This window comes from Streptomyces sp. NPDC055078 (assembly GCF_053607985.1).
In genome coordinates this window covers 1-12403 of the sequence record NZ_JBSGUP010000200.1, presented here as the reverse complement: position 1 = coordinate 12403, position 12403 = coordinate 1, and the positions used below count along the sequence as shown (strand labels likewise).

Annotated in this window: 9 protein-coding genes; 5 read left to right on the top strand and 4 right to left on the bottom strand. The window is 73.6% G+C overall.

Going from position 1 to position 12403, the window contains the following annotated elements:
- Positions 1-92 precede the first annotated feature (92 nt).
- Entirely contained in the window at positions 93-1943 is a 1851-nt protein-coding gene (locus ACWF94_RS18580) for an AMP-binding protein (protein WP_453488992.1), read from the top strand.
- A gap of 64 nt (positions 1944-2007) precedes the next feature.
- Here the strand turns inward: ACWF94_RS18580 and ACWF94_RS18575 are convergent, their stop codons facing one another.
- Positions 2008-3723 carry a GNAT family N-acetyltransferase gene (locus tag ACWF94_RS18575; protein ID WP_453488989.1) on the bottom strand — a complete coding sequence of 572 codons (1716 nt, stop codon included), beginning with the start codon at positions 3721-3723 and terminating at the stop codon, positions 2008-2010.
- A 208-nt stretch (positions 3724-3931) separates the two neighbouring features.
- Positions 3932-5062 (bottom strand): glycerate kinase, encoded by a 1131-nt coding sequence (locus ACWF94_RS18570; protein ID WP_453488998.1) that lies wholly within the window; start codon positions 5060-5062, stop codon positions 3932-3934.
- Positions 5063-5172: 110 nt separating this feature from the next.
- On the opposite strand from ACWF94_RS18570, the gene ACWF94_RS18565 reads away from it, so the two are divergent.
- Positions 5173-6249, top strand: a complete 1077-nt coding sequence (locus ACWF94_RS18565) for an ADP-ribosylglycohydrolase family protein (RefSeq protein ID WP_453488986.1) — start codon at positions 5173-5175, stop codon at positions 6247-6249.
- Positions 6250-6375: 126 nt separating this feature from the next.
- A complete protein-coding gene (locus ACWF94_RS18560) occupies positions 6376-7095 on the top strand; it encodes an SIR2 family NAD-dependent protein deacylase (RefSeq protein ID WP_453488983.1) in 720 nt (239 codons plus the stop codon).
- A gap of 39 nt (positions 7096-7134) precedes the next feature.
- Here ACWF94_RS18560 and ACWF94_RS18555 read toward each other — a convergent pair whose 3' ends face one another.
- Together ACWF94_RS18555 and ACWF94_RS18550 are read right to left on the bottom strand one after the other, a co-directional pair.
- A complete protein-coding gene (locus tag ACWF94_RS18555) occupies positions 7135-7728 on the bottom strand; it encodes a methylated-DNA--[protein]-cysteine S-methyltransferase (RefSeq protein ID WP_453488980.1) in 594 nt (197 codons plus the stop codon).
- A 62-nt stretch (positions 7729-7790) separates the two neighbouring features.
- Positions 7791-9290: an AlkA N-terminal domain-containing protein gene (locus ACWF94_RS18550; RefSeq protein ID WP_453488977.1), complete on the bottom strand. Its 1500-nt coding sequence runs from the start codon at positions 9288-9290 to the stop codon at positions 7791-7793.
- Between the two features lie 255 nt (positions 9291-9545).
- Here ACWF94_RS18550 and ACWF94_RS18545 point away from each other — a divergent pair, with 255 nt between their 5' ends.
- Positions 9546-11357, top strand: coding sequence for an alkyl/aryl-sulfatase (locus ACWF94_RS18545; protein ID WP_453488974.1), 1812 nt, complete (start codon positions 9546-9548; stop codon positions 11355-11357).
- Between the two features lie 122 nt (positions 11358-11479).
- On the top strand, positions 11480-12325 hold the full coding sequence (locus tag ACWF94_RS18540) for an alpha/beta fold hydrolase (protein ID WP_453488995.1): 846 nt from the start codon (positions 11480-11482) through the stop codon (positions 12323-12325).
- Positions 12326-12403: the final 78 nt, after the last annotated feature.

Genomic DNA, 12403 nt, shown 5'->3' with positions numbered 1-12403 from the left:
ACGAGCACCTGGGCCCTCGCCATGTGCCCAGTGGATGTGACCTGTCCATGGGCCCTCGCCAGGTCCGGCGACTTCTGGGATCATCGACCCCCATGTCAGGGGGAACGCTCCATCAGCTGTTCGAGGACAGGGTACGGGCCGATCAGGACCGTACCGCCGTGATCACCGACCGCGTCCGGCTGAGCTACGCCCAGCTGGACGGCCGGGCCAACCGGCTGGCCCGTCATCTGACCGAGACCGTTCGGCTGCCGCCCGGCGGTCTGGTGGCCATCCGCACCGTGCGCCCGCCCGATGTCCTGGTCGCGATCCTGGGCGTACTGAAGGCGGGCGGCGCGTACGCCGTCGTCGGGCCGGGGACTCCCGAACCACGGGCCATCGCCGAGGCGCGGGCCCTGATCTCCCACCGGGTGCACCTCGGCCGGGTCGAGGGCGGCAGTTCCCGGCCCCTCGTCCTCTTGGACGGGGACGCCGCCGCGATCACGTCCCACTCCGCCGAACCGCTCGCCGAGCCGCCCGCCGCGGGCGCCCGGGCCGCCGTCCTGTTCACCGCCGGCACGACGGACGGGCCGACCGCCGTGCCCGTCTCCCACCGGCTGCTGCGGGCCGCCTGGGAGAGCTGGTCCGAGGTCTACGGGCTCGTCCCCGACGACCGGGTCCTGGTGACCGCGCCGCCCGACACCACCGAGTTCACCGCCGGGTGGATACGGACCCTCTGTACGGGCGCCACCCTGGTGCTGTCCCGGCACGAGACGTACACCGTCGCCGACACCGACCCGGTGACGGCCGCCGCGCTCCTCGACCGTACCGACCGCCACCCGACGCTGCGCCTCCTCGCCGTCGGCGGGGAACGGCTGCGGCTCGATGAGCAGGCGCGGCTGGAGGGGCTGCTCGCACCGGGCTCCCGGCTGATCCATACGTACGGGCCCACCGAGGTGGCCGGGTGCGGCACCTGGTTCGAGACCGGGCAGCTCCCGGGGCCGGTGGACGACCCCGAGCGGCACGCCTTTCTCGGGCAGCCGTTCCCGGGGTGCCGGGCGCAGCTCCGCAAGGGCCGGATCTGGCTGACGCCACCGGACGGCGGCGACGCGGTGCCCACCGGGGACCTCGGGCGCCGGGACGGCACGGGGCCGCTGGAGTTCCGCGGCCGGACGGCCCACCGGGTCAAGGTCGACGGCCGGACCGTCGACACCTACCGGATCGAGGCCGCGCTCGCCTCGCACCCCCGCATCCGCGACAGCGTCGTCGGCGTGGACGGGGGACGGCTGATCGCCCATGTGCTGCCGGTCCCGGGAAGCAGCGCACCGGGGAAGGAGGGCATCCGGCGGCATCTCGCCGGTGAGGTGCCCGCCGCCGACATCCCGGAGACCGTCGTGACGATCGGGAAGCTGCCGCGCAACGCGGCCGGCAAGGTGGACCGGCGGGCGCTGGTACGGCAGCCGGTGCGGCGCCCGGCCGCCGGCGGCTACTCGGGCAAGGGCGGCGGCTACGATCTGCCCTCCTGGGAGCAGGCCGCCATCGTGGGGCTGGTGGCGATGATCCCGGCGGCGATCATGTCCCTCGTCCTCACGGACACGTTCTGGCCGGGATCGACCGATGTGTCCCTGGTGCCCGACCCTTGGGCGGGGCTCTTCCGCGGGCTGTATCTCGCGGAGAGCCTGTCCTTCGCGGTCGGGGTGGGCTTTCTGATCGGCGGTCGGGGGCTGATGCTGCGCCGGAGCCGCTCCCGGGGTCTGACCACGGCGGCTCATCTGGCCATCGTCTGGCTGCTCGTCTCCTGGTGGCCGCAGGACAATCTGTACCGGCTCGCGGCCAAGCAGGACTGGGAGCGGCAGGCGGCCCTCGTCTATGTCTTCAATGTGCCGCTGATGATCGCGGCGGCGGTGGTCGCGGTGTGGGCGGTACGGGGAGCGGCGGAGGCCGCACCCGGCTCCCGGGACGGCTGACTGTCCGGACGCGGGGACCGCACCCGCGCGGGACGGCTGGCCGTCCGGCGCGGGCCGCGGCGGCTCATCGACCGAAGAGACGGGCCAGCCCGTCGCAATGGGCGCGCACCAGGGCGCCGGCGGCGTCCAGCCGGTCGGCCGTACGGGCCGCGAGAATCACCCCGATGTACGGGTCGGGTTCATAGGCCGCGGTCGGGATCGAGGGCACGAGTACGGCGTCGATCCCGGCACAGGTCCCGGTCAGCTCCCGCAGGAACGCGATCAGTTCGGCGTCGGGCAGCCGCGCGCCGAGCGGGACGCGGTCCAGGGACCGTACGAGATGACCGCCGCCCCGGGTCTCGTCGAGCCGCAGTTTGACCATGAACGCGGCGGCCGGGCCGGTGAGCCGCAGATTGGTCTCGGTGGGGGCGAGCCCCCCGTCCGGGCCGGTGACGAAGTCGACGTCGTACCAGCCCCGGAAGCCGCTCGCGGCGAGTTCCCGGCCGACGGCGCGGCCGAAGCGGAGCGCGGGCTCCATGAGCCGGTCCGGTACGGCGCCGGGGCCGACGGTCGCGCCCCGGTAGGCGGTCCCTTCGATGTCCATGGCCGCGACACCGACGGCGTGCACCTCGCCCCGGGCGTCCACGAGGCCGTCGTACGTGGGCCGGGTGCCGTCGCCCGTCACATACTCCTCCAGCAGCAGCGGGCCCCGGGGCAGCGCCTGGGCCCGGGTCCGGCGGGTGAGCACCACGGTGCCCGAACCGCCCGCCCCGTGCTCGCTCTTGACCACGGTCGACTCCCCGGCACGGGCGCGGGCCGCGATCAGCCGCGCCGCCCGCCGGCGGCTGCTCACGCTCCACTGGCGCGGCACGGCGATCCCGGGGTGATCGGTCGCGAGCCGCCCGAAGAGTTCGTGGGAGGCCCGTTTGGACTCGTACCGCAGAGCGCCGGACGGGAGCCGCCGGCCGGTGAGTTCCCCGAAGGCGGCGGTGTGACCCCAGGCGACGAAGGGCAGTCCGGTCTCCCGCAGCCGCGCCACCAGGGCGGGGCGCTCCAGCAGCCCGGGCCCGGTCTCCCGGTACGCCTCGACCCGGGCCCAGCCGAGCTGCCGCGCCACCAGCGCGAGCCACCCCTCGGGGACGGCACGGGGCAGTACCACCACGGCCGGGTGCGGGCTCGCGAAGACGGCCAGGCAGGCGTAGTGGTCCGCCGCGTGCCGCGACGTCTCGTCCACGGCCCCGAACTGGCTCTGGAACTCCGCGACATTGCCGATGTGGACCGCCCGCCGCCCCTCGGTCCACACCTGCGCCCACTCCGGGCGGGGGGCGATGGCCGCCTCCAGCCGGGGCAGCCCGCCCGTCCCCGACGTGCTCGCCATGCCCGACGTCCCCGTCGTGCCCGACGTGCCCGCCGGCAGGGGCCGCGCGCCCTGGGCCCGGTAGAACCCCTCGGCGTGCGGATCCGAATCGATCGTCAGGCGCCGGAAGCCGAGGGTGCGGGCGGTGTCGAGGACATGGGCGTACAGGGTCCGCCCGATACCGCGCCGGACCTCGGCGGGCTCGACGAAGAGAAGCCCCAGGGTGCCGTCGGGGGGTGTCCCTTCGAGCGACGCGACCCCGAGGACGGCGGTGTCGTCCTCGGCGACGACGACGCGGCGGGCGGGGATGTGGTCCGGGGCGAGGGTCAGTTCGTCCGCCCAGCGCGCGAGCTGGTCGGCGGAGTACCCCCAGTGGGACTTGGACCGCAGGATGAGGCGGGTGAGGTGAGGGGCCTCGGCGGGAAGGGCTTCACGTATCCACACAGGGTGACCCTAGGCCGTGCCGGCCTCGCCCGTCGTCCGCGCCGTCGCGTGAGAGGACCGTGTCCGGGGCGGACGATCCAGCCCGTCCGGCGATTGAGGACATGCCCGGAGGGCATGCCCGCACCACCACGGGCCCGGAGGACACGCCCTCACGACCGCGCGACGGCTGGCAACGGCGAGGCCGCCCACATGAGGCGGACGCAGCCGATCACACCTCTCGGACCAGGAAATCGCGGGCGATCTTCGCCGCGAGCGTCTCCAGCAGCGGTCCCGCGTCCGCCATGGAGCGGGCCGGATCGGGTTCCAGCTCCAGCAGGGTGTAGGCGCGGCGGATCCCCACCCGGCCCAGGACCTCCGGGGCGAGGGACAGCCGCCCGCAGACCGCCACGACGTCGATGTGCTGGGCGCGGGCGAGGGCCGCGACGCCGAGGGGGGCCTTGCCGTGCAGGGTCTGTTCGTCGATGGAGCCCTCGCCGGTGATCACGAGGGTGGTGCCGGGCAGGGCGGCGGGGAAGCCGAGGACATCGAGGACGACCTCGATCCCGGGCACGGCCCGCGCCCCCAGCGCGGCCAGCGCGCCGAAGCCGACACCCCCCGCCGCGCCCGCGCCGGTGGCGTCCGCCAGACCGGGGTCCAGAAGGGAGGCGTAGTGGGTGAGAGCGGCGTCCAGGAGGGCCACATCGGCGGGGGTGGCGCCCTTCTGCGGGCCGTACACGGTGGCCGCGCCCTCGGGCCCGGTCAGCGGGTTGCCGACATCGCTGGCGAGGATCAGCTCGATGTCCTTGAACCGGGGGTCGAGCCCGGACAGATCCACCACGGCGAGGTCGCGCAGACCGCCGCCGCCGGGGCCGACCGGACGGCCGTCCGCGTCCAGGAAGCGCGCGCCGAGCGCGGTGAGCATGCCCGCACCGCCGTCGGTGCCCGCGCTGCCGCCGAGCCCGAGGACGATCGTCCGGGCGTCGGCGTCGAGCGCGGCGCTCAGCAGTTCGCCGGAGCCGTACGACGTCGCGGTGAGCGGGGCGAACTCCCCGGCGGGCAGGCGCCGCAGCCCCGACGCCTCCGCCATCTCCACCACCGCGGTGCCGTCCCTCAGGGCGTACGCGGCCTTCACCCGTTCGCCGCGCGGCCCGGTGACGGACAGCTCGTGCCGTTCGAACCCGGCCGCCACCGCCGCGTCGACGGTGCCGTCCCCGCCGTCGGCGACCGGCAGGGTCACGACCTCCAGCTCGGGCAGCTCCCGCCGCAGACCCGCCTTCACCCGCGCGGCGACCTGCACCGCCGTGAGCGAGCCCTTGAACTTGTCCGCCGCCACGAGTACTCGCGCGGGTTGGACATCCATTCCGTTCGTCACTACGCACCCCTTGCTGTCGAACAGACATTCGCGCCCGACCCGACCCTATCCGCCGCGTTGTCGGACGTGCCACCTTCCGGCGGGGTAAAACCTGACGTATGCGTCTATCTCAACCAGAACTGACCGATCGAATCCTCGGTGGCTGGCTCGGCAGGGTCGCGGGCAACATACTGGGCAAGCCCGTGGAGCGCGGCGACCACTGGACGCGAGAGCGCATCGACCGCTATCTGCGCCGTACGGACGCGCTTCCGCTCACCGGCTATCTGCCCGCTCCCCCGCCGGACGCGGAGCCCGGCGAATTCGAGCTGCGCCCGGAGTGGGAGCAGTGCGTGCGCGGCCGGATCCGGGGCAGTTGCCGGGACGACGATGTGGACTACTCGATCCTGGGCCTGCACCTGCTGGAGACGCACGGCTTCGGGTTCACCACCGAGCACGTGGGGGACTTATGGCTGCGGACGCTGCCGTACCTCCAGACCTTCACAGCCGAGCGGGCCGCGTACCGCAATCTGGCCAACGGGCTGAAGCCGCCCGCGACGGCCTCGCACGACAATCCCCACCAGGAGTGGATCGGCGCCCTCATCCGCGCGGACGTCTTCGGCTGGACCTCCCCCGGCGACCCGCGCCGAGCCGCCGCGCTGGCCCGCCGTGACGCGGTCCTCTCCCACCACGGCAACGGTGTGTACGGGGCGATGTGGGCCGCCGCCCTGATCGCCGCCGCGTTCACCGCGAGCGGCCCGCGCGAGGCCGTCGGGACCGCGCTGGAGCACATCCCCGCCAGCAGCCGGCTCGCCCGCGCGGTCCGGCACACCACCGCTCTGCACGACGCGGGGGCCGCCTGGGGCGACACCCTCACCGAGCTGGAGGCCCGGACGGCCGGACTGCACTGGATCCACTCGGTGCCCAACGCCGCCGTGATCACGGCCGGACTGCTGTACGGGGAGGGCGACTTCACCACCACGGTCGCGCTCACGGTCCGGGGCGGTCTCGACACCGACTCCAACGGCGCGACGGCCGGCTCGGTCGCGGGCGTCCTGTGCGGGGCCGCCGCGATCCCCGCACAGTGGACGGAACCGCTCCAGGACCGGGTGCGCAGCGCGGTGTTCGGCTTCGACGGGGCGCGGATCTCCGAACTGGCGGCGCGTACGGTGCGGCTGGCCCCGGGGGGACACGGCTGAGGTGCGGGCGGCGGAGACCCGGCGGGCCTGGCGGAGCGCCTGGCGGAGCGCCTGTACTGAGCCCCGGGCCGAGGGTCCGGGCGAATCCGTTCGCCGGGGCCCGGGGGCGCTGCGTAGGCTCACCGTATGACTCTCGTCGCGATCCTCAGCGGCGCCGGGATCTCCACGGATTCCGGCATCCCCGACTACCGCGGGCCCGCCGGGCTGTGGCGGCGCGACCCGGCGGCCGAGAAGCTCGTCACCTACGAGTACTACATGACCGACCCGGAGATCCGCCGCCGCTCCTGGCAGCTACGGCGCACCAGCCCGACCTGGTCGGCCCTGCCGAACGCGGCCCATCTCGCGGTCGCCGAGCTGGCGCGGCGCCCCGGTTTCGCCGTGCGGGTGATGACCCAGAACGTGGACGGACTGCACCAGCTCGCGGGGATGCCCGACCGCAAGGTGCTCGAACTCCACGGCACGGCCCGCTCCGTCGTCTGCACCCGGTGCGGCGACCGCACCTCGATGGACGACGCGCTCGCCCGGGTCGAGTCCGGCGAGGACGACCCGCCGTGCCGGGTGTGCGGCGGCATCCTCAAGTCCGCGACCGTGATGTTCGGGCAGAGCCTGGACCCCGAGGTGCTGGCCGAGGCCATGGCCATCGCCCAGGCGAGCGAGGTGTTCATCGCCGTGGGGACCAGCCTCCAGGTCCAGCCCGCGGCCTCACTGGCCGGGATCGCCGCGGAGCACGGGGCCCGGCTGTCGATCGTGAACGCGGACCCGACTCCGTACGACGAACTCGCGGACGACGTCGTACGCACCCCGATCGGCACGGCCCTGCCGGAACTGCTGCGCTCGCTGGACTGAGGAGCCGCCGTCCGCCCGAGAGGCCGTGGCCGCAGCGTCCTAGAACAGCGCCTCGTCCGGCCGCCCCGACTCGAAGGACAGCAGCCGCTGTTTGCGGCTCAGCCCGCCGCCGTAGCCGGTCAGGCTCCCCGTGGAACCGATCACGCGATGGCACGGCACGATGATCGACACGGGGTTCTTGCCGTTCGCCAGGCCGACCGCGCGCGAGGCGTTCGGGTTGCCCAGCTCCTCCGCGAGTTCGCCGTAGGTGCGGGTCTCGCCGTAGGGGATGGCCAGCAGCCGGTCCCAGACAGCGCGCTGGAAAGGGGTGCCCGCCAGCCGCAGCGGTACGGCGAACTCGGTGAGTTCACCGGCGAAGTACGCCTCCAGTTGGCGGATCGTCTCGCCGAAGGGGGAGCCCAACCCATGGCCCTGACGGGCCTGGGGAGACCCGTCCCCTTGGCCCTGGGGGGCCTGGGGAGACCCCAACCCTCGGCCCCTGCGGGCCTGGGGAGACCCCAATCGGACGCCGAAGGTCTCGTCGCCGGGGCGGTGGCGCTGGTCGGTCATATAGAGGCCGCTCAGGACACCGTCGGTCGCGACGAGTGTCAGCGCGCCGTAAGGGCTGTCGACGACTGTGTGCTGCCTGTTCATGAGGGGGCCGCCTTCCTGATGCCGGGGGTCGCACGGACCGCTGCCGTGGGTGTGGGTGTGGGTCACGCGGGCAGCTCGTTGATGGGGTGGTCGTCGGTGGCCCAGAGGTACTGGACGGCGTACGCCCGCCAGGGCCGCCAGGCGGCGGCGTGGGCCGTGAGGGCGGCCGGAGTGGCGGGCAGGCCGAGTCCGGCCGCCGCGCGGCGCATGCCGAGGTCGGTGGGGAGGAACGCGTCGGGGTCGCCGAGGGCGCGCATGGCGATCACCTCGACCGTCCAGGGGCCGAACCCGGGCAGCGCGCCGAGCCGGGCGCGGGCCTCGTCCCAGTCGCTGTCGACGCCGAGCCGCAGCGACCCGTCGGCGAGCGCCGCGACGAGTGTGGTCAGGGTGGTGCGACGGCTGCGGGGCAGCGCCAGGGCCTCGGGGTCCAGAGCGGCGAGCGCGTCGGCGGTGGGGAAGAGATGGGTGAGACCGCCCTCGGGGTCCTCGACCGGTTCACCGGGGGCGATCACCAGCCGGCCCGCGTGGGTGCGGGCGGCTGCGGTGGAGACCTGCTGGCCCAGGACCGCCCGTACGGCGAACTCCGCCGCGTCGACGGTCCTCGGGACCCGCCGTCCGGGCGCCTTGTCCACCAGCGGCCGGAGCAGTGGATCCGTACGCAGCAGGTCGTCCACGGCGACGGGATCGGCGTCCAGGTCGAGCAGTCGCCGACAGCGGCTGATGGCGATCGTCAGATCGCGGGAGTCGGTGAGGGAGAGCCGGCAGGAGATGTGCGCGGGACCCGGGGTGAGGGCGACGACGCCGTGTCCGTACGGGAGACCGAGGGTGCGCCGGTACGAGCCGTCCCGCCACTCCTCCACCCCGGGGACGCCCGTCGCGGCGAGATGCCCGAAGAGATTGCTCGGGTTGAGCGGCGCCCGGTACGGCAGCCGCAGGGTGATGACGCCAGAGGTCGCCGGGGGCGCGGCCGGGCGCGCGGCGGGGGGCGCGGAGCCGCCCCGGGCGGCGCGGACGCGCAGTTCGCCGGGGGCCAGCGCGAAGACCTCGCGGACGGTGTCGTTGAACGTGCGGATCGAGGAGAACCCGGCGGCGAAGGCGATCTCGGCCATCGGCAGCGCGGTGGTCTCGATCAGCAGGCGCGCGGTCTGGGCGCGCTGGGCGCGGGCCAGGGCGAGCGGTCCGGCGCCCAGTTCGGCGAGGAGCTGCCGTTCGATCTGCCGGGTGGAGTAGCCGAGGCGGCCGGCCAGCCCGGGGACGCCTTCGCGGTCGACGACACCGTCCCCGATCAGGCGCATGGCGCGGGCGACGGTGTCGGCGCGGGCGTTCCACTCCGGGGAGCCGGGGCTGCTGTCCGGGCGGCACCGCTTGCAGGCCCGGAATCCGGCCTGCTGGCAGGCGGCGGCGCTCGGGTAGAAGGTCATGTTCCGGGCCTTCGGGGGGACGGCCGGGCAGCTGGGACGGCAGTAGATCCGGGTGGTCAGCACGGCGGTGAAGAACCAGCCGTCGAATCGGGCGTCCTTCGACCGGACGGCGCGTACGCAGCGCTCAGTGTCGGTGTGCATGGGTCAAGCATCGGGCACACGCCGGGATGGGGCTGGCGAAAAAACGACATCGCCCTCCCGCTGCCTGGGCCGCTCCTGACGGCCTCGTGGTCACCCGTCCGGCGCAGCCCGGAAAGCGCATCCGGGACGGTCGGCCCAGGATGGCGGGTGGCCGGGCCTGCGGACACCCGCCGCCCGGTGCCTGCGGACACCCGCCGTCCCGGGCCTGCGGCACACACCCGGGAGGACCCTGCGGCACACACCCAGGAGGACGCAGTGACCAGCACCGAGTCGCCCGATTTCAGCGACCGTACCGACTTCGCCGACGCGGACCGGGGCCTGATCGCCCCGCCCGCCGCCGACACGGTGACCGCCGCCGACGGCCGCGTGGTGTGGGACTTCCGGAGCACCGCGTTCCTGGACGGTGACTGTCCCGACACGGCCCATCCCGGCCTGTGGCGGCAGTCGCAGCTCTGTGCGCGGGCGGGACTGTTCGAGGTGACCGAGGGGGTGTACCAGGTCCGGGGCTACGATCTGTCGAACATGTCCCTGATCGAGGGTGCCCAGGGCGTCGTCGTCGTGGACCCCCTGGTGTCGGCGGAGTGCGCCGCGGCGGCCCTCGCGCTCTACCGTACGCACCGGGGCGAGCGGCCGGTGACCGCCGTCGTCTTCACCCACTCCCATATCGATCACTTCGGCGGCGTGCTCGGGGTGATCGACGAGGGCAGCGATGTCCCGCTGGTGGCCCCCGCGGGGTTCATGGACAACGCCGTCTCGGAGAACGTCTACGCGGGCACCGCGATGCTCCGCCGGGGCATGTATCACGCCGGCGCCGATCTGGAACCGGGAGCCAGGGGTCTGATCGGGGTCGGCCTGGGCTTCACCGCCTCCATCGGGACGCCCACTCTGCTTCCCGCCACGGTGGACATCACCCGTACCGGACAGGAGGAGATCCTCGACGGCGTGCATTTCCGCTTCCAGTTCACTCCGGACACCGAGGCGCCGTCGGAGATGAACTTTCATCTGCCCGAGCGCCGTGCGCTGTGCATGGCCGAGAACGCCAGCCACAATCTGCACAACATCCTGACCCTGCGCGGTGCGGTCGTCCGGGACGCCCGGAACTGGGCCCGGTATCTGACGGAGGCGGTCGAGCTGTTCGGCGATGACTCCGACGTCCTCTTCGCGTCCCATCACTGGCCGACCTGGGGAACGGACCGGCTCAAGGAGTTTCTGTCCGAGCAGCGCGATCTGTACGCCTATCTGCACGATCAGACGCTGCGGCTCGCCAATCAGGGCCTCACCGGGATCGAGATCGCCGAGATCATCGAACTGCCGCCCGCCATCGCGCGCGCCTGGCACACTCGCGGCTACTACGGCTCCGTCAACCACAATGTGAAGGCGATCTACCAGCGCTATATGGGCTGGTACGACGGGAACCCCGCCTCCCTGTGGGAGCATCCGCCCACCGAGAGCGCCCGGCGCTATGTGGACTGCGTCGGCGGTCTGGACGCCGTGCTGGCCAAGGCCCGCGGCTATCTCGACCGGGGCGATCCGCGGTTCGCCGCGCAACTGCTCAAGCACGCGGTCTTCGCCTCGCCCGACAGCGCCGACGCCAGGGAGTTGCAGGCCCAGGTCTTCGAACGGCTGGGATACGGAGCCGAGTGCGGCACCTGGCGCAACAACTACCTCGTGGGTGCCAAGGAACTGCGCGAGGGTGTCGGCCCCGCGCGCTACTCCGCCGGGAGCATGTCGTCCGCCCTCAGCGTCGGGCAGATCTTCGACTCCCTGGCCGTCCGGGTCAACGGACCCAAGGCATGGGAGGTACGCGCCACGATCCGCTGGCACTTCACCGACCTCGGCGCGTACTACCGCACCACCCTGCGCAACGGCGTACTCGTCCACACCCGTGTCACGGAGGAGGACGAGCCGGCGGATCTGTCCCTCACCCTCACCAAGGACCGTCTGACGCGGCTGCTGGCAGGGCAGGGTATGGCCGGAATCGAGCACACGGGTGATCCCGGCGCCCTGGCGAAGCTGCTGGATGCGCTGGACGAGACCGACCCCGCGTTCGCGATCGTCACTCCATGAACATCGCCGCCGGCGCGGACACCGCCCGCCCTGCCCGTCCCGCCGCCGCGCTCCTCCCGGGCGTCCGCACCGATTGCCGCCCGGGGGACACCGCCGTCGCCGCGTGGGCGAGACTGGTCGTCATGGGTGACTCACTGATGACCGAGGACGGGGTCCGGCTGTGGGCGATACGGTCGGGGCGGGGTGAGCCGGTCGTCTTCTGCCATGGCGGCCCGGGGCTGTGGGACACGCTGGGCGACCTCGCGGACATGCTGGCGGACACCGCCCTCGTACACCGCTGGGACCAGCGTGGCTGCGGCCGGTCGCAGCGGAGCGGACCGTACTCGGTGACGCGTTCGGTGGCGGATCTCGACGCCGTGCGCGAGCACTTCGGCCTGGAGCGGATGACCCTGCTGGGCCACTCCTGGGGCGCCCAGCTGGCGCTGCTGTACGCCCTGGAGCACCCCGGGCGGGTCAGCGGTCTCGTCTATGTCTCCGGCACCGGTATCGAGGAGGACTCCGCCTGGCAGGACGGCTACCGGCGGGGGCGGCGGGAGGCGCTCGGTGAGCAGTTGCCGCGCTGGCAGGAGCTGAACGGACGGCGGCGGAGCGCCGAGGAGGACCGGGAGTTCTCGATCCTCCAGTGGACGGCGGACTTCGTGGACCGGGAGCGGGCCCTCGGGCACGCGCGCCGGATGGCCGACCCCTGGTTCGGGGTGAACTTCGCCTGCAACACCGCGATCAGCGCCGACGCCCGCGGCCTCTGGGGTACGGCGCGGCTGCGGAAGGACTGCGAGGCGCTGGACGTGCCGACGCTCATCGTGGACGGCGCCGAGGACATCCGGCCCCGGTCGGCGGTGGACTCGCTGGAGCGCGCGCTGCCCCGGGTGTCCAGGATCGTTCTGGCGGGTGCCGGGCATCTGCCGTGGATCGAGGACCCGGACGGCTTCCGGACCGCGGTCCGGGCGTTCCTGGCCGACCGGCCGTAGGTGCCGTAGGGGCCGTAGGGGCCGTGTCCTGCGGGTCCCGCCGCGTCCGGGGGCTTCCGGGACACCGCCCCCACCGGG

Coding starts and splice junctions, on each gene's coding strand:
- ACWF94_RS18580 (WP_453488992.1), top strand. CDS start 93: ATGTCAGGGGGAACGCTCCATCAGCTGTTCGAGGACAGGGTACGGGCC.
- ACWF94_RS18570 (WP_453488998.1), bottom strand. CDS start 5,062: ATGGATGTCCAACCCGCGCGAGTACTCGTGGCGGCGGACAAGTTCAAG.
- ACWF94_RS18565 (WP_453488986.1), top strand. CDS start 5,173: ATGCGTCTATCTCAACCAGAACTGACCGATCGAATCCTCGGTGGCTGG.
- ACWF94_RS18560 (WP_453488983.1), top strand. CDS start 6,376: ATGACTCTCGTCGCGATCCTCAGCGGCGCCGGGATCTCCACGGATTCC.
- ACWF94_RS18555 (WP_453488980.1), bottom strand. CDS start 7,728: ATGAACAGGCAGCACACAGTCGTCGACAGCCCTTACGGCGCGCTGACA.
- ACWF94_RS18550 (WP_453488977.1), bottom strand. CDS start 9,290: ATGCACACCGACACTGAGCGCTGCGTACGCGCCGTCCGGTCGAAGGAC.
- ACWF94_RS18540 (WP_453488995.1), top strand. CDS start 11,480: ATGGGTGACTCACTGATGACCGAGGACGGGGTCCGGCTGTGGGCGATA.